This is a genomic window from Bacteroides mediterraneensis (assembly GCF_900128455.1).
In the GTDB taxonomy this organism is placed as follows: domain Bacteria; phylum Bacteroidota; class Bacteroidia; order Bacteroidales; family Bacteroidaceae; genus Phocaeicola; species Phocaeicola mediterraneensis.
Map to the genome: position 1 here is coordinate 302,259 of NZ_LT635783.1, position 22,866 is coordinate 325,124.

Here is a 22,866-nt window from a genome sequence, read left to right on the forward strand (position 1 = left end):
CGGGCTTTTAAGGGAGATTCCTCGAAAGCCCGGATTGTTTGTATTCAGAAATGTGCGATTATGCATTCTTGTTGGCACGCTTGCGTTCCGTCTCATCCAGGATGATTTTACGCATACGCATGCTCTTCGGAGTCACTTCCACGTATTCATCTTCCTTGATGTATTCCAGTGCCTCTTCCAGTGAGAAGATGACCGGCGGAATGATACGGGCCTTGTCGTCCGAACCGGAAGCACGCATGTTGGTCAGCTTCTTTGATTTGGTTACGTTGACCACCAGGTCGTTCTCATGTACGTGTTCACCTACCACCTGTCCGGCATATACCTCGTCCTGCGGATAGATGAAGAACTTACCGCGGTCTTGCAGCTTGTCGATGGCGTAGGCAAAGGCAGTTCCCGATTCCATGGCAATCATGGAGCCGTTGGTGCGGCGAGGGATGTCACCTTTGAACGGCTGGTATTCCTTGAAGCGGTGAGCCATGATGGCTTCACCCTGAGAAGCAGTCAGCACGTTGGTACGCAGACCGATGATACCGCGCGACGGCATGTCGAACTCGATGTTCACACGGTCGCCCTGTGTTTCCATGGACACCATCTCACCTTTGCGGCGGGTAACCATATCAATCATCTTGCTGGCAAATTCTTCGGGCACGCTGATGGTCAGCTCTTCAATCGGTTCGCACTTCACACCGTCGATTTCCTTGTAGATAACCTGCGGCTGTCCTACCTGAAGTTCGTAACCTTCACGGCGCATGGTCTCAATCAACACAGACAAGTGGAGCACACCACGTCCGGATACAATCCATTTTCCATCTTCGTTTTCGGTCTTGCGTACGCGCAAAGCCAGGTTCTTGTCGAGCTCTTTCATCAGACGGTCGTGGATGTGACGGGAAGTCACATATTTACCTTCCTTTCCAAAGAACGGAGAGTCGTTGATGGTGAACAGCATGCTCATGGTCGGTTCGTCGATGGCGATAGGTGGCAGCGGTTCCGGATTGTCGAAGTCGCAGATGGTATCACCGATTTCGAAGCCTTCCACACCGATGATGGCGCAGATGTCGCCCGAAGATACGGATTCCACTTTCTTGCGTCCCAGTCCTTCGAAAGTATGTACTTCCTTGATTTTGGACTTCACCATGGTGCCGTCACGTTTGGCCAGGGTGATGTTCATGCCTTCTTTCAGGGTACCTCTGTGCACACGGCCTACGGCGATACGTCCCGTGTAGGAAGAATAGTCGAGCGAGGTAATCAGCATCTGCGGCGTACCTTCCAGCTGTTGCGGAGCCGGGATGTATTTCACGATGGCATCCAGCAGCGGGGTGATGGTACCCGTCGGCGTCTTCCAGTCTTCGCCCATCCAGTTGTTCTTGGCCGAACCGTAGAGCACGGGGAAGTCCAGCTGGTCTTCTGTGGCGTTGAGGCTGAACATTAGGTCGAACACCATTTCGTACACTTCTTCCGGACGGCAGTTCGGCTTGTCCACTTTGTTGACCACTACAATCGGTTTCAGTCCGATTTGAAGGGCTTTCTGCAGCACGAAGCGGGTCTGCGGCATCGGGCCTTCGAAGGCGTCTACCAGCAGAATACATCCGTCGGCCATGTTCAAGACACGTTCCACTTCTCCACCGAAGTCGGCGTGTCCCGGAGTATCGATAATGTTGATTTTCGTACCGTTGTAATTGATGGAAACGTTTTTGGAAAGGATGGTGATACCTCTTTCCCGTTCCAGGTCGTTGTTATCCAATACCAGTTCACCGTTGGTCTGGTCATTGCGGAACAGGTGTCCCGCCAGCATCATCTTGTCCACGAGCGTGGTTTTCCCGTGGTCAACGTGAGCAATAATGGCAATGTTTCTAATATCTTGCATACTATACCTATAATTTGTGTGCAAAGGTACGATTTTTCTTCGAAAAAATTATTGTAAATAAAAAGAATAAGCAGGTGAACCCTTACGGATTTATCGGCTTCTCACTTTTTTATTCTGCTTCAGTTTGGGGAAAGAGGATTTGGGGCTGGTCGGAAGATGCCTTCCGGGGGGATTGAAACAGGCTTCGGTAGATTTTTGCGGAGTAAATTCTGCAAATGAAGGTCACTTTTCCGTAGGAACTTACTAACTTTGCGGTCCGTTTGTGAAAAAGTGAAAAGAGATGAACGAGGAACAGCTTAAGCAAAGAGTGCAAAAAAGAATTGTGTTGATTTCTTTTTTGATACTGATTGGAAAGTTCGCAGCCTATTGGCTGACTAATTCTGTAGGAATCCTGACGGATGCCATGGAAAGTATTGTCAATGTAGTGGCGGGGGCCGTCAGCCTTTACAGCCTGCATTGGTCGGCACGGCCCAAAGATAAAAGCCACCCTTTCGGACATGGAAAAATGGAACAGATTTCGGCTTCCGTCGAAGGCATTCTGATTACGTTTGCCGGGGTGCTGATTGTGTATGAGGGGGTATCGCACTTGTTTTTCCCGGTGGGTATACAGAAATTGGATGTGGGTATCTACATCGTCGCTTTTTCCGGACTGGTCAATTACCTGATGGGCTGGTATAGTGTGCGTATCGGGAAACGCTATAATTCGATGGCCTTGATTGCAGGGGGGAAGCATCTGCAGTCGGATACGTATTCTACCATCGGACTGGTGGCAGGGTTGCTCTTGCTCTATTTCACTAAAATAGTTTGGATTGACAGTGTGCTGGCCTTCCTGTTCGGAGGAATTATCATCGTGACGGGAATTTCCATCTTGCGCAAGACGATTGCGAATCTGCTGGACAAGGCGGATGAGGCTTTGCTGAACGATATCGCCCGGGAACTGAATGAGAAGCGTTCGCCCGACTGGATAGATATTCACAATGCCAAAGTCATCAAGTATGGAAGTTACCTGTATATGGATTGTGATTTGACGCTTCCCTGGTTTTATACCATTGAAGAGGGTCATCGTGAAGGGGCCCGTTTGAAACGCATTCTGGAAAAGAAATATGCCGACCGGATTCAGCTGACGATACATTTGGATCCGTGTACTGTTTTTGCACAGGCAAAATGCCGGAACTGCCCTTGCCTGAAATGTGTGACACGCAAAATGGAATTTAAGCAGATTGAACCGATTACATCGGCCACTTTCATTGAACATGCCAATGAGCTGAAGGCTTGAACCCTTTTTGACTTGTTTGTGAAAAAAAGTCGTAAAACGCTTGTAGTCTGAAAGATTATGCTTACCTTTGCATCCGCAAATCAAATTTATACATTTTAATAAACAGTCAAATTATGTATTTAGACGCAGCTAAAAAACAAGAAATCTTTGGAAAGTACGGAAAGTCTAACACTGATACTGGCTCACCTGAAGCGCAGATAGCATTGTTTTCATACCGTATTTCTCACCTGACTGAGCACATGAAGCTCAACAGAAAAGATTATAGCACTGAAAGAGCTTTGACAACTTTGGTAGGTAAGCGTCGTTCTTTGCTGAACTACCTGAAGAGCCGTGATATCGAAAGATATCGTAACATTGTCAAAGAACTTGGTCTTCGTAAGTAATCCGTTACTTGCTGCAGGCAAAAAAACAAGCCGCTTTTCCTTCCGGGAAGAGCGGCTTGTTTTTTTGTACCCTCGTCGGGAATCGAACCCGAATCTAAAGTTTAGGAAACTTCTATTCTATCCGTTGAACTACAAGGGCAACTTTCCGCAAAAGTAAGTCTTTTTATTGAATATTCCTGCCTTTGGTTTGAAAAAAGCGGTTTTCGCCTGATTTTTCGGCTATTTTCCTCCCTTTTTCCGGCTGTGGAAACGCCTCCAAAAAACGCACTTGCGTTTTCCTCTAAACGTCCTTGCGTTTCAATGAAAACGTCCTTACGTTTTGGAGTAAACGCAAGTGCGTTTTTCCGGGCAAAATAATCCGTGGATTTTCAGCCGGTTATGTTCGAAAAAATGATACTTTTGGAGGTCAGAATATAAAAGCTATTGATTCTATGGGAAAAATAAGTCAGTTTGTGAAAGCAAGCCTCCTGTTGCTGGCCGTGGCAGGATGCAGTTCCTCGGGAAACGGAGGAAAGGATGCGGAAATGGACCGTTTTGTCAGCGACCTGATGGGGCGGATGACGTTACAGGAAAAACTGGGGCAGTTGAATCTGCCGGCAGGAAACGATCTGGTGTCGGGGGCGGTGAAGAACAGCCAGCTGGCGGAGGCCATCCGTGCCGGGGAGGTGGGCGGCTTCTTCAATGTGAAAGGAGTCGGCAAAATCTATCAGCTTCAGCGCATGGCGGTGGAGGAAAGCCGTCTGGGTATTCCGTTGATGGTGGGGGCCGATGTGATTCATGGGTATGAGACCATTTTCCCGATTCCGCTGGCGTTGTCGTGCAGCTGGGATACGGCGGCTGTGGAGCGCATGGCGCGTATTTCTGCCACGGAAGCCAGTGCCGACGGGGTGAGCTGGACGTTCAGCCCGATGGTGGATATCTGCCGGGATGCCCGCTGGGGGCGTGTGGCGGAAGGAAGCGGGGAGGACCCGTACCTCGGTGCGTTGATGGCGGGGGCGTATGTGCGCGGTTATCAGGGCGACGGCATGAAGCGGAACGATGAAATCATGGCTTGCGTGAAGCATTTCGCCCTTTATGGGGCTTCGGAGTCGGGGCGCGACTACAATTCGGTGGATATGAGCCGCAACCGGATGTACAATGTGTATCTCCGTCCGTACAAAGGAGCGGTGGATGCCGGAGTAGGCTCGGTGATGAGCTCGTTCAATACCATCAACGGCGTGCCGGCGACGGCCGACAAGTGGCTGCTTACCGATTTGCTGCGGAACGAATGGGGGTTCAAGGGGTTTGTGGTGACAGACTACAATTCCATTCAGGAGATGAAGACACACGGGGTGGCCGACTTGCAGGAGGCTTCTGCCCGTGCCTTAAATGCGGGGACGGACATGGATATGGTGGCGCATGGCTTCTTGCATACCTTGGAGGCTTCCCTGAAGGACAAGGCGGTGACGCAGGAGCGCATTGACGAGGCTTGCCGTCGGGTGTTGGAGGCCAAGTACAAGCTGGGGCTGTTTGAGAACCCGTATAAATACTGCGATACGTTGCGTGCACGGAAGGAGCTGTTTACGGAAGCACACCGCAAGGCGGCGCGTGAGATTGCTGCGGAGACTTTTGTCTTGCTGAAGAACGACGGGCAGCTCTTGCCTTTGCAGAAGAAAGGACGCATTGCGCTGATTGGTCCGCTGGCGGATGCGCAGAACAACATGTGTGGCACGTGGAGCATGAATTGTGCGACCGACCGGCATGTGACGATGTATGAGGCGTTCCGCCGTGCCGTGGGCGACAGGGCAACGGTTTCTTATGCCAAAGGTAGTAATCTGTATTATAGTGAGGATACGGAGAAAGGAGCGGTGGGCCCGCGTCCGTTGGTGCGTGGGGATGACCGTCAGTTGCGGGCGGAGGCGTTGCGTGTGGCGGCCTCGGCAGATGTGATTGTGGCGGCACTGGGCGAGTGTGCCGAGATGAGCGGGGAATCTGCTTCGCGTACGGAGATTCGGCTTCCGGATGCACAGCAGGATTTGCTGAAAGCACTGGTGGCTACCGGAAAGCCGGTGGTGCTGGCGTTGTTCACTGGGCGCCCGCTGGATTTGTGCTGGGAAGCTGCGCATGTGCCGGCCATCCTGAATGTGTGGTTTGCCGGCAGCGAGGCAGGCGATGCCATTGCCGATGTGGTGTTTGGGGAAGTGTCTCCCTCCGGAAAGCTGACTACCAGTTTCCCGCGTGCCGTAGGGCAGTTGCCGCTGTACTACAATCACCTGAATACCGGGCGTCCGGATGCGGATGACACCTGTTTCAACCGTTATGCCAGCAATTACATTGACCAGAGCAACGAACCGCTGTATCCGTTCGGCTATGGTTTGAGCTATACGACGTTCCGCTACGGTGGTTTGCAGCTGAGTGCGGAGCGTATGCCTGAGGGCGGACAGCTCAAGGTGACGGTGCCCGTGACGAATACGGGCCGGTACGACGGAGTAGAGATTGTCCAGCTGTACCTGCACGACGTGTATGCCGAAATTGCCCGTCCGGTGAAGGAGCTGAAGGCTTTCCAGCGGATATTTCTCAAAAAAGGAGAAACGCGGAAGGTAGAGTTCGTGCTGGATGACGAGGATTTGAAGTATTATAACTCTCGTCTGGAATATGGATATGAACCGGGAGAGTTCGAAGTGATGGTGGGCCCGGACAGCCGCAATGTGCAACGGGCTGCTTTTGTGGCGGAATAAGGCCGGGCCATTTTTTGTCATTCAAGCACGACGTTGCGCACGTGTACGTCGGCGCTGTGCAGGAAAACGGAAGCGGACTCGCGGAACTTCTCTTCCGATTCTGTGGTGAGGAATTCCCGCCGTTTGTTCTTCGAGCAGCGGGCATCCATGTCCGGGTGGCGCGAAAGATAGTCTTTCAGGCTTTCGCTCACGTATTCGCCTTGGGTCACCAGCTGGATGTGGGGTGGGGTGAACTGCCGTATCTTGCGCAGCAGCAGCGGATAGTGGGTGCATCCCAGAATCAGTGTGTCGATGTCCGGGTCTTTTTGCAGGATGGCATCAATGTATTCTTTCACGAAATAGTCGGCTCCGTCTCCATCGTATTCCTTGTTTTCTACCAGCGGCACCCACATGGGGCAGGCCATTCCCGTCACTTGAATGTCGGGATAAATTTTTTTGATTTCCAGTGGATAGGATTCGGAACGCACCGTGCCTGCCGTGGCCAGCAAGCCTACGTGTCCGTTGCGCGTGATGTCGCCGATGCATTCCACTGTGGGACGGATTACTCCCAGCACGCGCCGGGTGGGGTCCAGATGGGGCAGGTCGTTCTGCTGGATACTGCGGAGGGCTTTGGCCGAGGCTGTGTTGCAGGCCAGAATCACCAGCGGGCAACCCAGTTCGAACAGTTTCTTGACCGCCTGGAGGGTAAAGTCGTAGACCACCTCGAACGAACGCGTGCCGTAGGGGGCGCGGGCGTTGTCGCCCAAGTACAGGTAGTCGTACTGTGGCAGGTGTTCGATGAACTTTCCAAGGATGGTGAGGCCTCCGTAGCCGGAATCGAAGACTCCGATGGGGCCGGTGTGGGGAGCGGATAGCGGATGCATGGATAAAACGGTTGAAGTGGTTGAAAAGAAAAATGTCATTCAGAGAAACCTTTCCGTGTTTCTCTGAATGACATGAGAAGTCAGGACGACAAAGAACCTTTGCTTACTGAGCCGGAGTAGCTGCAGGAGCGGCAGCCGGAGTAGCCGGAACGGCAGTCAGGCTGATGCCCAGTTTGGTCTTGATGTCGTTGGTAATATCTTTTGACTGAGTTTCATCGATGTAAGGGATGTCTGTACGGTTCAGGTCGAATACGTAAGTGTACGCACCGGCTTTACCTACAGCCTTTACAGCATCTTCCATTTTCTTGTAGATGGGTTCCATCATGTCAGCGTATGCTTTCTGCAGCTGCTGCTGGGCGTCCTGCTGGAACTGCATGCCCTTTTCGCTCAGGTCCTGCAATTCTTTCTGGCGGCGTTCCTGAATGTTCTGCGGCAAGTTCTTCTGTTCCTGCTGGTATTCTGCATATTTCTTGTTGAATTCATCGGAAGCACGTTTGATTTCGTCTTCGTATTGTTTCTGCATGGTCTGGATGTCAGTCTGTGCCTTTGCGTATTCCGGCATTACCGGGATGATATCCATAGATTTGAAATGCGCAAACTTCTGTGCGAATACACTCATCGGTGCGATGAGCAAAAGTAAAAAAGCAATTTTCTTCAACATAATTTCAAGTTTCTATTTGTTATTAATTATTTCAATGTAAAAATGGTCTTTATAAACCCCGGCTGCAAATGTATAAAATTAATTTGAATATCCTAGTTTTGCAAGAACCTCATTGCTGATATCGATGCGTGGAGAGGCAAAAATCATGCTTTGGGCCGATGCACGGTCAATCACGGCATCATATCCACGCTGGGTGGCGATGGTCTTCACGGCATTGTAGATGGCATCCTGAATCGGAGCAATCAGTTCCTGACGTTTCTTCATCAGCTCTCCTTCCGGTCCGAAATATTGCTTGCGGAGTTCAGCCGCTTCTTTTTCCTTGGCTACGATGGCATCTTCCTTGCTGGTCTTCTGGGCAGCCGAGAGGGTGCCTGCTGTCTTCTGGTAGTCTTCATACAGCTTCTTTGCTTCGTTGGCTTTGGCCTCAATCTGGCTTTGCCATTCCTTTGACAGTGACTCCATCTGTTGGTTGGCCTGTTGATAGGAAGGAATCTGCTTGAGGATGTACTCCATATCTACCAGTGCGAATTTCTGTGCTGAGGCCATGCCTACGGCGGCCACTAACAGCAAAACGGATAAAACGAGTCTCTTCATAATTCTTTGGTTTTTTAAGTGTTAGAATTCTTGTCCGATGATAAAGTGGAACTGGCTTCCGCTGTATTGCATTGAACCGTCAATCTTGTCGAAACCGTATGCCCAGTCAATACCCATCATACCAATCATCGGCAGGAAGATACGGACACCGACTCCGGCCGAACGTTTCAACTTGAAGGGGTTGAAGTCGGTTACGTTGTTCCATGCATTACCGGCTTCCACGAAGCCCAAGGCATAGATGCTGGTAGAGTTCTCGAGCATCAGCGGGTAGCGGAGTTCGGCACCCAGACGGATGTAAGCATAACCTTCACTTCCGTACGGGGTGAGTGAACCGTTTTCATATCCACGGAGGGCGATGGTTTCGGATGCGTAGTTGTAGCTGTAACCCGTCATACCGTCACCTCCCACGTAGAAGGTTTCAAACGGTGAGCGCTTGTACTTGTTGAAGTGGCCGAGGATACCGAATTCCGTACGGGTCATAATGACCGGACATTTCTGAATATCCATCAGGGCCGTATAAGTTTTGGCTTTGAATTTCCACTTGTGGTATTCAATCCACTTGTACATGCTGGCTGCATCTTGGTAGTTGTCTTTTCCGTAAGTAGAGTAATCCTTCTTGCTGAACAGAGAGTACGGCGGTGTAATCTGCAAGGAAGCCGAGAACTCAGAACCGTAACGCGGGAAAATCGGATTGTCCGTAGAGTTACGCGACAGGGTCAGGTTCAGGCTCAGGTTGTTGCAGTTACCGGTGTTCATATACTGTCCGTTGTTCAGCTTGATGTAGAGGTAGCTCCAGTCTTTCAGCATGAATCGCTGGTAAGACAGTTCGGCCGACAAAGTAAAGTAGTCATCCGGCCAGCGCAGACGCTTACCCCATCCTACAGATACACCGAACATTTTGATAGACTTGTCGGGGTCGTAGTAGGATTCGTAGTTGTCGTAGTAGTTTCCGTATCCTCCGTAGTAACCATAACCGCTCAGCATGTTGTAGTAGTTGTTCATGTAGGCAGAGTTGTAGTACTGGCTGCTCACGTCGGTCTGTACGGAATAGAAGGCCGATACGGAGAAAGAGTTCGGTCGTTTGCCGCCAAACCAAGGGTCGAAGAACGATACGCTGTATGACTGATAGTAACGTCCGTTGGTCTGTCCGCTGATGGTCAGGGTCTGTCCGTCACCCTGCGGCAGGATACCGCGGTAGTTGTCGTTCTTGCGGAACAGGTTGGCAAACGAGAAGTTGGTGAATTTCAAGCTCAGCTTACCGATGACACCAGTCTGTCCCCAACCTGCGGAGAATTCCACCTGGTCGTTGGCCTTGGATTCCAGTCCCCAGTTGATGTCCACCGTACCGTCCTGGAAGTTCGGCTGTACATCCGGTTTGATGTTTTCCGGGTTGAAATGTCCCATCTGTGCAATTTCACGGTAAGAACGTTCCAGCGCTTCCTTGCTGAAAAGGTCGCCCGGACGTGTACGCAGTTCGCGTCGTACGATGTTTTCATACAGACGGTCGTTACCATTGATGCGCACATGGCTGATGCTGGCCTGCGGACCTTCGGTGATACGCATTTCCAGGTCGATGGAGTCACCGTCGATGTTTACTTCCACGGGGTCCAGACGATAGAACACATATCCACGGTTGTAGTAGTTGTTACCGATGGCATCTTCATCGTTTGAGATACGGTCGTTCAACAGTTTCTGGTTGTACACGTCGCCGCGTTTCATACGGAGCTGTTCGTTCAACAGGTCGGAAGGATATACCGTATTGCCCACCCACGTGATGTCGCGGAGGTAATATTTCTGTCCTTCGTAGATTTTCATGTACACGTCTACGGTCTTTTCATCGTAAGGTGACACGCTGTCGGTAACGATTTGTGCGTCACGGTATCCCAGCTCGTTATATTTGTCGATGATTTTCTGCTTGTCTTCTTCGTAGCGCTCTTCGATGAACTTCTTCGCACGGAACAGGTTGATGAGCTTGCCTTTTTCATTGGTCTTCTTCATCACACGCTTCAGTTTCTTGTCGGTGAGCACCTCGTTGCCGTCGATGGTAATTTTGTGTACCTTGACTTTTGCTTTCTTGTCGATGTTCACATCTACATATACCTGCTCCTTGTTTTCCGGGTCTTCCCGCTCGATGATATTGACTTCCGCGTTCTTGAATCCCTTTTCATCAAAGTGTTTCTTAATCAGAATCTTGGCTCGGTCAATCAAGTTCGGGGTTACCTGCGTACCCTTGGCCATACCCAGTTTGGCCTGCAAATCTTCGCGTTCACTTTTCTTCACGCCGTGAATCACGATGTCGGTGATACGCGGGCGTTGGGTCAGCTGGATGGACAAGTAAATCTTGTTGTCCACAATCTTGTCGGCTACGATTTTCACGTCAGAGAACAAACCGTGCCGCCAGTATCTTTTTACGGCGGAAGTAATGTCGTCGCCCGGCACGGTAATGGTCTGTCCTACGGCCAAGCCGGAGATTCCTATCAGGACATAATCCTCATAGTTCTTCACACCGCTGACCTTGATGTCGGCGATTTCATATTTCTTCGGCGTTCCGTTATAGAGGATAACCGGTTTGTTGCTTGGTTCAGTTGTATTATTATTGTCTTGCGCCTGTCCCCCAACCGAAACAGAAGAGAGGCAAGCTGCAATCAGCAGGATAAGTGAAAAACGATTTTGCATTGTTCTCTGTTAAATTTGTTCACTGGTTTTGCCAAATCGGCGTTCTCTTTTTTGAAAGTCACAAATAGCCTTGCATAACTCTTCGGCCTTGAAGTCCGGCCAGAAGGTGTCGCAGAAATACAGTTCGGTGTAAGCGCACTGCCAAAGCAGGTAGTTGCTGAGCCGGATTTCACCGCCTGTTCTGATTAGCAAGTCCGGGTCGGGCATATAATGAGTGGCCAGGTTCCGGTCGATGGTCTGGTCAGTAATTTCTTCTGGAGCGAGTCTGCCTTCTTTCACTTCGCGGGCAATGGCTTTAACGGCTTCCGTAATTTCCCATTTGGAAGAATAGCTCAAAGCCAAAGTCAGACACAAACCCGTGTTTTTCGAGGTGCGCTCGATGCACTGGTTCAGGCGGGCAAGCACATTGTCCGGCAATTTTGCGGTATCTCCGATAATCCGGAAGGTGATATTGTTTTTCATGAAAGTCTCTTCCTCGATGGAATCCATGAGCAGGCTCATCAAGGCAGCTACTTCGTCTACAGGACGGTTCCAGTTCTCGGTGGAGAATGTATAAAGAGTCAGGTATTTCACTCCCAGACGTGCTGCTTCTTCCGCAATGACATGTACGGTCTCAGCACCGGCCTGATGTCCGACCGTGCGGGCTTGTCCCCGTTGTTTGGCCCAGCGTCCGTTGCCATCCATGATGATGGCGATGTGTGCCGGTATCCGGCTTCTATCCAGTTGGTCTTTATATAACATAGTCTCTTGTTTTCAAGGTTAATGTCTTACCACTTCGGGTTGAATCCCAGTCGGTTGATACGTCCGCGGCTGATATCTCCGTTTTCCCATACAATCCAGATGAAGTTACCTTTGGAAGTACTATTTTCCAGTTTGGGAGTGACCGCACACGAATAGTTACCGTGGTGTGTAGTATATAAATTTTTGAAATCGGATGGGAATGCCATACATTCGGTCACCGGTCGCCAGCAAAGTCCGTTGTCGATAGAGCAATAGAACTGGCTGAAAGGTCTGATACTTTTGGGTGTATAATCCCCTCCAAAAGCATACAGTTTCCCATCATAATATATCATCGTCACATTTTGCAAGTTAGGCAATGGCAGGTTCTGCATTCTCATCTCCCATTGGTTGCCGGTTGATGTACGGCTGAAGACAAGGGCAGTCGTGTCGTTGGAAGCGGTACCTTGGTTGTAGCACAGGGCTATTGTGGTAGTCAGGTCGGCATTGTAAGAGGCGGTAACCGTGTTCGAGAAGAAGGGCTTGCCTGAGGGGAACTGACTGTAGGCATTCTCGTCTGCGCTCCAGGCTCCTCCTTTATATATACCACTCTTCCCGTCTTTTACGGTATAAAGTTCGTTTTTGATATCATTCCCTCCAATCAGCATATCGAAAGTCTCTGTGCTCTCTTCAGTGACCTCGTTTGTTTCGGCGTTGAGTTTATAGAGCTGTTTCCCGCTTGTTCCTGCCAGAAAATAAATGTTTCCTGCCCATACAGTAGCAGAATATGTGTCGATGCCGGCCGGCACATTGGTTGTAACCGGTGTCCACGAAGTGGGATTGTCGTCTGCTACATTGGTGAATTCAATGTGAGGATTGTTTCCGTTTTTCCCGAAGACGAATACTTTGCCATTGGCGTAGACCGCTTTCTGTGCACTCAGGTTTCCGGCACTGAACGCGTTGTTGAATTGTTTCCATGCAAGCGTGTCGGGCACCTGCTGGTGTACGTTGACTTTGATTGTATAGGCTTTTCCGATGGCACCGCTATAGGCGTAGACTCTAAATTCCACAGGCTCAGTGAAATCGATGGAGTCGGTGGAAGTCCACACCGTGTCACGTTCCGCTCCTTTGGGGCGATAGCCCAGTGCACCGGCATCGTAAGTGATATTCGTTATTACTTTGTCAATATGCGTGCCATAAGGAAGTGAGTCCTTATTTTCGATTTCTCTTGTCATCTGGTTAATGGTAAATGGATAATCAGCACAGTTAAGTGTATCTACGTATGCGCTGTCCTTTCCATTCTGGTCTTTACCGACGCGGTCAATGTTCAATGTCCCCAATGAGAAGCCCGTGATGCTGGTCTCGGAAGTATAAGTAATTTGTTCTACATCATTGTTCAAACACGATGTCATTATGGATGTTGCGGCAAAGAGTGCTACAACCAATGGCAAAAACTTTATTTTCATCTGCAAATGAGTTCTTTTAATTACAAGTTGCAAAAGTAGAAAGTTTTTCTTCGATTCCTCTCTTTTGAAGTAAGTTTTATATAAAATTATATTGTGATATGCGGTTTATCAAGCTGTGTTTCATATTGTCCTGTTTTGTTAAATAGAAAAAGGTCGGTTGGAATATTGTCGGGGCAGGGGCTTGGGGAGAAAGAAAGTGGGCAGAGAAGGCTTGTTTCAGATTGTAAATCGATATTGTCCTATATAAAACAATTTTATGCAATTCATTTCACGTAAGAACGGATAATTTTGCAAACAAGTTTAATGAGAAAATGATGTATAATCTAAGAAAGTCTAATCAATGGAAAGCATGCGTGTGTTTGATATGCATGTTTTTAATCGGGGTATCTGGAAAGGCAAGCGATGTATTGCGTTCGCCCAACGGAAAGATTGTGGTAAGTGGTGTTCCTTCTGCGAAGGGATTCAAGGTGTCTTATAAAAAAGGAAATGAAGCTGTTCCGGTGGTAGATATAAATAATGTGGGGCTTCAGTTCTTGCAGGCGGACACCGATTGTGTGTATGTGGATTCTTCTCCTGTAGTTCCGGTGGAAGAAGATTACACGATGGTGACAGGCAAGCGCCGCCATTGTACGAATCAGGGGAACCAGCAGGTGTTTCATTTCAAGAATGACCGGGATGTGTGCCTTGACCTGGAGTTTCGGGTGTACAACGATGGCATTGCCTTTCGCTATGTACTTCCTGAATTGAAAGAAGAAATAGGTATTGCCGGAGAAAAGACCACTTTCCAGTTTCAGGACGGCATTACCCGCTGGACCCAGAAGCTGAGTCAGGCGTATGAAGATTTCTATTTGAAGAGTAAAGGTCGTGTGGCCGACTATTCCAAGAACCAATGGGGATTTCCAGCTTTGTTTGAGGTCTCGGATGCCGTTTTTACACTGGTTTCGGAGGCTAATATCGGGAGAGGCAACTGTGGCTCCTGGCTGAACAACGTTTCCGGCGAGTCTGCTTATCAGGTAGAAATGGCCCAACCGGCAAAAGTTTCCGGCAAATGGTGTTCTCCCTGGCGTGTGGCCATCATCGGTTCCTTGGCCGATGTGGTGGAATCCACTTTGATTACGGATGTCAGTGAGCCTTGCCGCCTGACGGATGTGTCTTGGATTAAACCGGGAGTCGTTTCCTGGATTTACTGGGCTTACAACCATGGCTCGAATGACTACCAGATTGTGAAGAAATACATTGATTTTGCAGCTGATTTTCATCTCCCATACGTTCTGATTGATGCGGAATGGGATGGAATGGCAAACGGAGGCAATGTGGACGATGCCTTGCGTTATGCGAAAGAGAAACACGTTTCCCCTTTGTTGTGGTATAATTCTTCCACTGCCTGGTGTCTGTACGGTCCTTTGTATCGGTTGAACAAGCCGGAAACACGTCAGAAGGAATTCGCCTGGCTGGAATCGGTGGGGGTGAAAGGAATAAAAGTCGACTTTTTCCATCCGGACAGCACTTCCGTGATGAATTATTTTATGGATATTCTGGAAGATGCGGCAAAGTATCATTTGATGGTCAACTTTCACGGGGCTACCATTCCCCGTGGCTGGCAACGTACATATCCTCACATGATGTCGGTGGAAGGCGTGTATGGAGCTGAATGGTATAACAACAAGGAAGTGCTGACAGATAGTGCGGCTTGGCACAACTGTACGCTGCCTTTTACCCGGAACGTGGTGGGACCGATGGACTATACCCCCTGCACCTTTACCGATTCGCAGCATCCGCATATCACTTCCAACGGGCATGAACTGGCCTTGCTGGTGGTCTTTGAGTCGGCTCTTCAACATCTGGCCGACCGTCCGGAAGGATATCATGCCCAACCGGCTGAGGTACGTTCGTTCATTTCTTCTCTGCCCACTGTCTGGGAAGACACGAAATTGCTTGACGGCTATCCTTCTCACCATGTGGTCATGGCCCGGAAGAACGGCAATTGCTGGTATGTTGGTGGACTGAACGGAACCAACGAATCCATGCCGCTTGCGGTAGATTTAAGTTTCATTCCCGAAACGATCAAAGGAATCACCTTGTATGCCGATGGCCGGGAGAGCAATCAGTTTGCTGTCCGCAACCTTTCGGGTACGGAAAAGAATGTGCAAGTGGACTGTCTCCCACGAGGCGGGTTTGTGATGAAAGTGGAGGTAGAACCTCAATAAATAGTGTAAAAGTATAGGTTTTCAGTATAGCCGGCGGTATTCTTGAGGAGTCACGCCGGTTATTTTTTTGAACAGGCGGTTGAAATAAGAATAATCCTCAAAGGCCAGTCGGAAGGCAATTTCTTTGACTGCCAGTTCTTCTGTTATCAGGAGCAGCTGCGCTTTTTCTATTTTCTTTTGGTTGATGTATTGCAGAGGAGTGGTTCCCATTCCTTTTTTAAAGAGTCGGATAAAGTGGTCCTTGGACAGACAGGCAATTTCGGCAAGCTTCTCCAGTTCAATCGTTTCGGTGATATGCTTGTGGATGTAACGTACGGTTTTGACAATCCGGTTGTCTTTCATTTCGGTTTTGGGCTGGGCATGTTTCAGAAAGTGTGACAACAGTTGCAGCACGATTCCCCTCGATTCCACTTTGTCGTAAAACGCTCTTTGTCGGTTCCGGAGCAGGTTGCGCATGAGTGTCGGATTATTGTCATAAGTAGTAGGGTCGGACTTCGGGAGCATCATGTGTGGGTTGATTTCACACAGGCGCTGAAAAAGTGACAGATCAAGTGGTCCCGCTTCTATTTCTACAGGGAATGTCCAGTGTTCCAGCCAGTCGTCTTCCGAATAGTGATCTTCGTAAATATGCAGGTAGTAGTGTGTGAAAGATGAGTCGCAGATATTGGTGTGTACCGTAAAGGCCGGTATAAAATACATGTGGTTGGGGGATAGGGTGTGTATTCCGTCGGGAAGTTCTATTTGAGCTGTTCCTTCGGTGACATAGTACAAGCGTGTAAACGGGCTGTTTACATTTTTCCAGTTCCAGTCGGCGTCATGAATGGCCAACCCTATATTTAAAACGAGCGGATGCATTTGTTCTACTTGAAGATTCATAAGCAAAGGTTTTTTCGCGATAAAATTACAGGATTCTTTTTTCTTTTCCGCATGCTTTCTTCAATAATCGATATTAGTCGGTGAAAATCGACGCAGTGATATTCAGATTGTGAGATATTTGTATAGGATATCGATATTGGCCTATAAACACACAGTTTAATCCTATTTCTCTCCCGAACTTCTCCGTACATTTGTCATTATTAAAACATAAACTTCAATCGTACTTATGAAAACAAAACTCATACTAGCTTCTTTATTTTTATCTGTCAGCGGACTGGCTGCTCAAACCTATCAGGTGCCGGTTTCGGAGAAAGACGAACCGATGATGAAAGGCAAGTTCGAACCTACCTGGGCTTCGCTTGAAAGCAACTATCAGGTGCCGGAATGGTTCCGGAACGTGAAGTTTGGCATTTGGGCGCATTGGGGGCCCCAATGTGTGGAAGGTTCCGGCGACTGGATAGCCCGTTCCATGTATATTGAAGGCTCGAATGAATATAAGTTCCATGTGGAACACTATGGCCATCCGTCGGAGGTGGGTTTCAAGGACATCATTCCGTTGTGGAAGGCCGAGAAATGGGACCCCGACAAGCTGGTGGCCTTTTATAAGGAAATCGGTGCCCAGTATTTCTTTGCTTTGGGCAATCACCACGACAACATGGACTTGTGGGACAGCAAGTACCAGCCTTGGAACTCGGTAAACATGGGACCGAAAAAAGACATTCTGGCCGGATGGGAGAAAGCTGCCCGGAAATACGGGTTGTATTTCGGCATCAGTTTCCATGCCGACCATGCGTGGAGCTGGTATGAACCCTCACAGCGTCATGATACGATTGGCCCGAAAAAAGGTATTCCTTACGATGGAAAGCTGACCAAGGCCGACGGAAAAGGTAAGTGGTGGGAAGGATACGACCCGCAGGATTTGTATGCACAGAACCATCCGTTGAGTGAAAACAGTTGGGATAATGGAATGATTCACCGACAGTGGGCGTGGGGAAACGGAGTGTGCATTCCTACCCCGGAATATTGCACAAACTTCTATAACCGTACGGTAGACGCCATCAACCGTTACAATCCGGATTTGATTTATTTTGATGTGACGGTTGCTCCTTTCTATCCCATCAGTGATGCGGGACTGAAGATTGCAGCACATTTCTATAACCACAACATGGCTACACATCAGGGAAAACTGGAAGCGGTGATGTTCGGGAAGATTCTGGATGAGAACCAGCGGAAGGCATTGGTATGGGATGTGGAACGCGGGGCACCCAATCAGATTATCGATCAGCCTTGGCAGTCATGCTCCTGTATCGGCGGGTGGCATTACAATACGTCTATCTATGAGAAGAATGAATACAAGTCGGCTGCCTATGTGGCCAAACTGTTGATTGACATCGTGAGCAAGAACGGCAATCTGTTGTTGAGCGTGCCGTTGCGGGCCGATGGCACTTTCGATGAGAAGGAAGAGAAAATCTTGAAGGAGTTTGGTGAATGGATGAACATCAACAAGGAAGCCATTTACGATACGCGTCCGTGGAAGGTATTTGGCGAAGGCCCGATTGCGGAAGAAGATATTCCCTTGAATGCGCAAGGCTTCAATGAAGGTTCCTATAGTCAGGCGGGAGCCAAGGAAATCCGGTTTACCCAAACCCCGAAAGCTTTGTACGCCACCGTACTGGCCTGGCCGGAAGATGGCAAAGTGACCGTCAAGTCGCTGGCAGCTGGCAGCAAACTTTATGAAGGAAGTATTCAGCGAGTAGAGTTATTGGGATACGGAAAAGTAGATTTTGTGCGTACGGCCGAGGGTTTGCAGGTGGTGCTTCCGGCTCAGCCGTTGAACCAGATTGCCCCCGTACTGAAGATTATCAAATGATTAATGTAAAAATGAAATGGGGAAAGTAGAAGGATATCGAGTAAAAGAATATGGAATGCCTGTCAAACGTTACTGCCAGACACTGGATTTGAAGAATAATCCTGAACTGATAGCGGAATACCGGAAAATACATAGTCGTGGAGAGGCCTGGCCGGAGATTCGGGAAGGTATCCAGTCGGTTGGGATTCTGGAGATGGAGATTTACATCATCGGCAGCCGCCTGTTCATGATTGTGGAAACTCCGCTGGATTTTGACTGGGATACCGCGATGAAACGTCTGGCCCAGTTGCCCCGTCAGGCTGAATGGGAAGACCACGTGGCCCGTTTTCAGGAATGTGTGCCGGGCAGCAGCTCGGCCGAAAAATGGCGGTTGATGGAACGAATGTTTTATTTGTATGAATCTTAAATAAAATAACTATGCAATACCATGAAATTGGAAAAACGGGGATGAAAGTTTCAGCCCTGAGTTTTGGAGCTTCTTCATTGGGAGGAGTGTTCCATGACATTAAGGAAAAAGAAGCCTTGGAGGCCGTGTTTACAGCTATCGATTTGGGGATGAATTTTATTGACGTATCCCCTTATTACGGACATTACAAGGCGGAGACCGTGTTGGGAAAGGCGTTGAAGGATATTCCTCGCGACAAGTATTACCTTTCCACGAAGGTAGGACGTTACGGAAAAGATGGGGTGAACACGTGGGATTATTCCGGCAAACGGGCCACGGAGAGTGTGTACGAAAGTATGGAACGCCTCCACATTGATTACATCGATTTGATTAACGTGCATGATATCGAGTTCGCCGATTTGAACCAGGTGGTGAATGAAACTCTGCCAGCCTTGGTGGAATTGAGAGAAAAAGGGGTGGTAGGTCATGTGGGCATTACCGACCTTCAGCTGGAGAACCTGAAATGGGTGATTGACCATGCCCCGGACGGTACGGTGGAATCGGTGCTGAATTTCTGTCATCACTGCCTGTGCGACGACAAGCTGTTGGATTTCCTGGATTATTTTGAATCGAAAGGTATCGGTGTCATCAATGCTTCTCCGTTGTCTATGGGACTGCTGACAGAGAGAGGTGTTCCGGCCTGGCATCCGGCACCTCAGCCGCTGGTCGAAGCTTGCCGGAAAGCGATGGAGCATTGCAAGGCCAAGCATTATCCCATTGAGAAGCTGGCCATGCAGTATGCGGTCAGCAATCCGCGGATTACCACGACATTGTTCAGTACGGCTAATCCGCAGAATGTGAAGAAGAATGTAGCGTATGTCGAGGAGCCGATGGATGAGGAACTGGTACGTGAAGTGCGGGAAATCATCGGCGACCAGTTCCGCGTGAGCTGGGCTAATTCATAAAGGAGGAGTTGTATATGGGGTTGATTATAGATGCACATTCTCACTTGTGGTTGAGGCAGGATACGGTGGTCGATGGACTGCCTGTCCGTACCCTGGAGAATGGGCGGTCATTGTTTATGGGGGAAGTGCGTCAGATGCTTCCCCCGTTTATGACCGACGGAGTGAACAGTGCCGAGGTATTTCTGTCGAACATGAATTATGCGCAGGTGGCTGCGGCAGTGGTGACACAGGAGTTTATCGACGGTTTTCAGAATGATTATCTGGCGGAGGTGGCTGCCCGTTATCCCGACCGTTTCTTTGTGTGCGGCATGTGCGAGTTTCGCAAGCCGGGGTATTTGGAGCAGGCACGTCAGCTCATTGCTCGCGGGTTCCGGGGCATCAAGATACCGGCCCAGCGCCTGTTGCTCAAAGAAGGCCGTGTGTGGCTGAACTGTGAGGAAATGATGCAAATGTTCCATCTGATGGAACAACACGGCGTCTTGCTGTCCATTGATATGGCCGACGGGGCTACGCAGGTGGGTGAGTTGGAAGAGGTGATTCAGGAATGTCCTGACCTGAAAGTGGCCATCGGCCATTTCGGGATGGTGACCACTCCCGGTTGGACAGAGCAAATCAAGCTGGCGCGCCATCCGAATGTGCGTATTGAATCGGGCGGCATTACCTGGCTGTTCAACGATGAGTTTTACCCGTTCAAGGGGGCTATAAGGGCCATTCGGCAGGCAGCCGATCTGGTCGGCTTCGAAAAACTGATGTGGGGCTCGGACTATCCGCGTACGATTACGGCCATCACGTATCGGATGTCATACGATTTCGTGAGCAAGTCGCAGGAGCTCTCAGACGAGGAAAAATCCTTGTTCCTTGGAGAAAACGCCCGTCGTTTTTATGGCTTTCATGAGTTGCCGGAACTTCCTTATATCAAGAATATGTCGGAATAAGCGAAAAAGCAGGATACGATGAAAAACAAGAGTTATACACTTCCGCTGGCACTGGTGTTCAGTCTGTTCTTTTTGTGGGCCATCAGCAGCAACCTGTTGCCTACCATGATCCGGCAGCTGATGAAGACCTGTGAGCTGAATACCTTTGAAGCCTCTTTTACGGAAACGGCTTATTGGCTGGCTTATTTTATTTTCCCGATACCGATTGCCATGTTCATGAAGCGTTACAGCTACAAGGCCGGTATTGTGTTCGGGCTGTTTCTGGCGGCGGTGGGAGGACTGTTGTTCTTTCCGGCAGCCATCTTGAAAGAATATTGGGCGTATCTGTGCATCTTCTTCATTATTGCCACCGGAATGTGTTTCCTGGAGACGGCGGCCAATCCGTATGTCACGGCTTTGGGTGAGGCAGCCACTGCTCCCCGGCGCTTGAACCTGGCGCAGTCGTTCAACGGGCTGGGTGCCTTCATCTCGGCCATGTTCTTGAGCAAACTGGTGTTGAGCGGTACTCATTATACGCGTGAAACGTTGCCTGCGGATTATCCGGGCGGATGGGATGCCTATATCCAGTTGGAAACGGATGCCATGAAATCTCCTTATCTGGCACTGGCCGTATTGTTGCTGCTCATTGCCGTGGTCTTCCTTTTCGCCAAACTGCCGAAGATTGGTGATGAAGGACACCGGGAGGCCACCAGGGAGAAACTGATTGACTTCGGGGTATGGAAGCGGTCGCATCTGCGCTGGGGAGTAATTGCCCAATTCTTCTATAACGGCGGGCAGACAGCCATCAACAGCCTGTTCCTGGTGTATTGCTGTACGTATGCAGGCATTTCGGAAACCGTGGCTACCACGTATTTCGGATTGTATATGCTGGCCTTCCTGCTCGGACGATGGATTGGTACCGGGCTGATGATTCGTTTCCGCCCGCAGGACATGTTGCTGGTGTATGCACTGGTGAACGTTGTGCTGTGTCTGGTAGTGGCCGTGTGTGGTGGGAGGACCGGGCTGTATGCCATGCTGGGCATCTCCTTCTTTATGTCCATCATGTATCCCACCCAGTTCTCGCTGGCATTGAAAGGGTTGGGCGACCAAACCAAGAGCGGGGCCGCTTTCCTGGTGATGGCCATTGTGGGAAATGCCTGTCTGCCTCAGTTCACGGCCTATCTGATGCATGTCAATGCGCAGATGTATCATGTGGCTTATCTTGTTCCGATGGTTTGTTTCCTGTTCTGTGCCTATTATGGCTGGAAGGGATACAAGGTGTTGGATTAAAATAGAAATGTAGAATTAAAAATAAGAAAAAATGAAAGCTGTTCAAATTGCAGCTCCCCAGCAAATGGCGGTTGTGGAGATTGAAAAACCCGAACTGCACGAAGGGGAGATATTGGTAAAGATTGAGTATGTAGGTTTTTGTGGCTCTGATTTGAATACGTATCTCGGGCGGAACCCGATGGTGAAGATGCCGGTCATTCCGGGACATGAAGTCGGTGCCGTGATAGAAGCTGTAGGGGCGGGAGTACCCGACAGTTTCAAGAAGGGCATGAGTGTGACGCTGAATCCTTATACGAATTGCGGCAAGTGTGCTTCGTGCCGGAACGGACGGGTAAATGCTTGCGAGCACAACGAGACTCTCGGCGTGCAGCGCAAAGGGGTGATGTGCGAATATGCTGTACTGCCCTGGAACAAGGTGATTCCGGCAGAGGGTATTTCTGCCCGTGACTGTGCCCTGATTGAGCCGATGAGCGTGGGCTTCCACGCAGTGTCACGCGGACAGGTGGTCGACAATGAACTGGTAATGGTCATCGGTTGCGGAATGGTCGGTATGGGAGCCATCGTACGTGCGGCCTTGCGTGGCGCTACGGTGATTGCCGTCGATTTAGATGACGAGAAACTGGCTTTGGCTCGCAGAATGGGTGCTACGTATGTCATCAACTCACAGACAGAGAATGTGCACGAACGGGTGCAGGAGTATTCCGGCGGCATGGGTGCCGATGTGGTGATAGAAGCCGTGGGCAGTCCGGCCACTTATGTGATGGCTGTCGATGAAGTGGGTTTTACCGGCCGTGTGGTATGCATTGGTTATGCCAAGAGCGGGGTAGAGTTCCAGACAAAATATTTCGTACAGAAAGAGCTGGACATCCGGGGCTCACGTAATGCATTACCGGCCGATTTCCGTGCCGTGATTCACTATATGAAGGCTGGCCACTGCCCGACGGAAGAACTTATCTCCCGTATCGTAGCTCCCGAAGGGGCCGCGGAAGCCATGGCTGAATGGGCTGCTCATCCGGGAAAAGTGTTCCGTATTCTGGTAAAATTTTGAGGTGGAAAACGGGTATTGAAAAAACGCCCTTGCGTTTGTTTTCAAACGTCCTTGGGTTTGGTGTGAAACGTAAGGGCGTTTTAGGGAAAACGTA

At 49.6% G+C, this 22,866-nt stretch carries 18 protein-coding genes and 1 tRNA gene; 10 read left to right on the plus strand and 9 right to left on the minus strand.

From position 1 onward, the window contains the following. Positions 1-58: 58 nt before the first annotated feature. Positions 59-1,864 (minus strand): translational GTPase TypA, encoded by a 1,806-nt coding sequence (typA, locus tag BQ7480_RS01235; protein ID WP_072541389.1) that lies wholly within the window; start codon positions 1,862-1,864, stop codon positions 59-61. Between the two features lie 280 nt (positions 1,865-2,144). Between typA and BQ7480_RS01240 the strand changes: the two genes are divergently transcribed. Then, positions 2,145-3,140 carry a cation diffusion facilitator family transporter gene (locus tag BQ7480_RS01240; protein WP_072541390.1) on the plus strand — a complete coding sequence of 332 codons (996 nt, stop codon included), beginning with the start codon at positions 2,145-2,147 and terminating at the stop codon, positions 3,138-3,140. Positions 3,141-3,253: 113 nt separating this feature from the next. After that, positions 3,254-3,523, plus strand: a complete 270-nt coding sequence (rpsO, locus tag BQ7480_RS01245) for a 30S ribosomal protein S15 (protein ID WP_072541391.1) — start codon at positions 3,254-3,256, stop codon at positions 3,521-3,523. A 67-nt stretch (positions 3,524-3,590) separates the two neighbouring features. Here rpsO and BQ7480_RS01250 read toward each other — a convergent pair. Beyond that, a tRNA-Arg gene (locus BQ7480_RS01250) sits at positions 3,591-3,662 on the minus strand. 292 nt (positions 3,663-3,954) lie between these two features. On the opposite strand from BQ7480_RS01250, the gene bglX reads away from it, so the two are divergent. After that, complete coding sequence (gene bglX, locus BQ7480_RS01255) at positions 3,955-6,240, plus strand: beta-glucosidase BglX (protein ID WP_072541392.1); 2,286 nt, start codon at positions 3,955-3,957, stop codon at positions 6,238-6,240. 17 nt (positions 6,241-6,257) lie between these two features. On the opposite strand, the gene murI is transcribed toward bglX, so the two are convergent. The 6 genes from murI to BQ7480_RS01285 form a co-directional block, all read right to left on the minus strand. Then, positions 6,258-7,103 (minus strand): glutamate racemase, encoded by an 846-nt coding sequence (gene murI / locus BQ7480_RS01260; RefSeq protein ID WP_072541393.1) that lies wholly within the window; start codon positions 7,101-7,103, stop codon positions 6,258-6,260. Between the two features lie 103 nt (positions 7,104-7,206). Beyond that, entirely contained in the window at positions 7,207-7,764 is a 558-nt protein-coding gene (locus BQ7480_RS01265) for an OmpH/Skp family outer membrane protein (RefSeq protein ID WP_072541394.1), read from the minus strand. 78 nt (positions 7,765-7,842) lie between these two features. Then, on the minus strand, positions 7,843-8,358 hold the full coding sequence (locus tag BQ7480_RS01270) for an OmpH/Skp family outer membrane protein (protein ID WP_072541395.1): 516 nt from the start codon (positions 8,356-8,358) through the stop codon (positions 7,843-7,845). Positions 8,359-8,379: 21 nt separating this feature from the next. After that, positions 8,380-11,034, minus strand: coding sequence for an outer membrane protein assembly factor BamA (gene bamA / locus BQ7480_RS01275; protein ID WP_072541396.1), 2,655 nt, complete (start codon positions 11,032-11,034; stop codon positions 8,380-8,382). Between the two features lie 9 nt (positions 11,035-11,043). Beyond that, entirely contained in the window at positions 11,044-11,775 is a 732-nt protein-coding gene (locus BQ7480_RS01280; protein WP_072541397.1) for an isoprenyl transferase, read from the minus strand. Between the two features lie 26 nt (positions 11,776-11,801). Continuing rightward, positions 11,802-13,217, minus strand: coding sequence for a BamI family beta-barrel-assembly machinery protein (locus BQ7480_RS01285; RefSeq protein ID WP_139255684.1), 1,416 nt, complete (start codon positions 13,215-13,217; stop codon positions 11,802-11,804). Between the two features lie 368 nt (positions 13,218-13,585). On the opposite strand from BQ7480_RS01285, the gene BQ7480_RS01290 reads away from it, so the two are divergent. Beyond that, entirely contained in the window at positions 13,586-15,424 is a 1,839-nt protein-coding gene (locus BQ7480_RS01290) for a glycoside hydrolase family 97 protein (protein ID WP_235816615.1), read from the plus strand. Between the two features lie 21 nt (positions 15,425-15,445). Here the strand turns inward: BQ7480_RS01290 and BQ7480_RS01295 are convergent, their stop codons facing one another. Further along, positions 15,446-16,300 (minus strand): AraC family transcriptional regulator, encoded by an 855-nt coding sequence (locus BQ7480_RS01295; protein WP_072541400.1) that lies wholly within the window; start codon positions 16,298-16,300, stop codon positions 15,446-15,448. Positions 16,301-16,526: 226 nt separating this feature from the next. Here BQ7480_RS01295 and BQ7480_RS01300 point away from each other — a divergent pair, with 226 nt between their 5' ends. The 6 genes from BQ7480_RS01300 to BQ7480_RS01325 are packed head-to-tail and all read left to right on the plus strand — an operon-like array spanning position 16,527 to position 22,772. Beyond that, the gene (locus tag BQ7480_RS01300) at positions 16,527-18,170 is read left to right on the plus strand and encodes an alpha-L-fucosidase (RefSeq protein ID WP_072541401.1); all 1,644 of its coding nucleotides are present in this window, start codon (positions 16,527-16,529) and stop codon (positions 18,168-18,170) included. Between the two features lie 16 nt (positions 18,171-18,186). Next, entirely contained in the window at positions 18,187-18,576 is a 390-nt protein-coding gene (locus BQ7480_RS01305; protein ID WP_072541402.1) for an L-rhamnose mutarotase, read from the plus strand. An 11-nt stretch (positions 18,577-18,587) separates the two neighbouring features. Then, positions 18,588-19,520, plus strand: coding sequence for an aldo/keto reductase (locus tag BQ7480_RS01310; RefSeq protein ID WP_072541403.1), 933 nt, complete (start codon positions 18,588-18,590; stop codon positions 19,518-19,520). Positions 19,521-19,534: 14 nt separating this feature from the next. Continuing rightward, the gene (locus tag BQ7480_RS01315) at positions 19,535-20,455 is read left to right on the plus strand and encodes an amidohydrolase family protein (RefSeq protein ID WP_072541404.1); all 921 of its coding nucleotides are present in this window, start codon (positions 19,535-19,537) and stop codon (positions 20,453-20,455) included. A gap of 18 nt (positions 20,456-20,473) precedes the next feature. Continuing rightward, positions 20,474-21,724, plus strand: a complete 1,251-nt coding sequence (gene fucP / locus BQ7480_RS01320) for an L-fucose:H+ symporter permease (RefSeq protein WP_022353147.1) — start codon at positions 20,474-20,476, stop codon at positions 21,722-21,724. Between the two features lie 31 nt (positions 21,725-21,755). Next, the gene (locus tag BQ7480_RS01325; RefSeq protein WP_072541405.1) at positions 21,756-22,772 is read left to right on the plus strand and encodes a zinc-binding alcohol dehydrogenase family protein; all 1,017 of its coding nucleotides are present in this window, start codon (positions 21,756-21,758) and stop codon (positions 22,770-22,772) included. Positions 22,773-22,866 lie beyond the last annotated feature (94 nt).

Excerpts from the sequence above, each read along its gene's own strand:
- typA (WP_072541389.1), bottom strand. The coding sequence starts at position 1,864 with ATGCAAGATATTAGAAACATTGCCATTATTGCTCACGTTGACCACGGG.
- BQ7480_RS01240 (WP_072541390.1), top strand. The coding sequence starts at position 2,145 with ATGAACGAGGAACAGCTTAAGCAAAGAGTGCAAAAAAGAATTGTGTTG.
- rpsO (WP_072541391.1), top strand. The coding sequence starts at position 3,254 with ATGTATTTAGACGCAGCTAAAAAACAAGAAATCTTTGGAAAGTACGGA.
- bglX (WP_072541392.1), top strand. The coding sequence starts at position 3,955 with ATGGGAAAAATAAGTCAGTTTGTGAAAGCAAGCCTCCTGTTGCTGGCC.
- murI (WP_072541393.1), bottom strand. The coding sequence starts at position 7,103 with ATGCATCCGCTATCCGCTCCCCACACCGGCCCCATCGGAGTCTTCGAT.
- BQ7480_RS01265 (WP_072541394.1), bottom strand. The coding sequence starts at position 7,764 with ATGTTGAAGAAAATTGCTTTTTTACTTTTGCTCATCGCACCGATGAGT.
- BQ7480_RS01270 (WP_072541395.1), bottom strand. The coding sequence starts at position 8,358 with ATGAAGAGACTCGTTTTATCCGTTTTGCTGTTAGTGGCCGCCGTAGGC.
- bamA (WP_072541396.1), bottom strand. The coding sequence starts at position 11,034 with ATGCAAAATCGTTTTTCACTTATCCTGCTGATTGCAGCTTGCCTCTCT.
- BQ7480_RS01280 (WP_072541397.1), bottom strand. The coding sequence starts at position 11,775 with ATGTTATATAAAGACCAACTGGATAGAAGCCGGATACCGGCACACATC.
- BQ7480_RS01285 (WP_139255684.1), bottom strand. The coding sequence starts at position 13,217 with ATGAAAATAAAGTTTTTGCCATTGGTTGTAGCACTCTTTGCCGCAACA.
- BQ7480_RS01290 (WP_235816615.1), top strand. The coding sequence starts at position 13,586 with ATGTTTTTAATCGGGGTATCTGGAAAGGCAAGCGATGTATTGCGTTCG.
- BQ7480_RS01295 (WP_072541400.1), bottom strand. The coding sequence starts at position 16,300 with ATGAATCTTCAAGTAGAACAAATGCATCCGCTCGTTTTAAATATAGGG.
- BQ7480_RS01300 (WP_072541401.1), top strand. The coding sequence starts at position 16,527 with ATGAAAACAAAACTCATACTAGCTTCTTTATTTTTATCTGTCAGCGGA.
- BQ7480_RS01305 (WP_072541402.1), top strand. The coding sequence starts at position 18,187 with ATGGGGAAAGTAGAAGGATATCGAGTAAAAGAATATGGAATGCCTGTC.
- BQ7480_RS01310 (WP_072541403.1), top strand. The coding sequence starts at position 18,588 with ATGCAATACCATGAAATTGGAAAAACGGGGATGAAAGTTTCAGCCCTG.
- BQ7480_RS01315 (WP_072541404.1), top strand. The coding sequence starts at position 19,535 with ATGGGGTTGATTATAGATGCACATTCTCACTTGTGGTTGAGGCAGGAT.
- fucP (WP_022353147.1), top strand. The coding sequence starts at position 20,474 with ATGAAAAACAAGAGTTATACACTTCCGCTGGCACTGGTGTTCAGTCTG.
- BQ7480_RS01325 (WP_072541405.1), top strand. The coding sequence starts at position 21,756 with ATGAAAGCTGTTCAAATTGCAGCTCCCCAGCAAATGGCGGTTGTGGAG.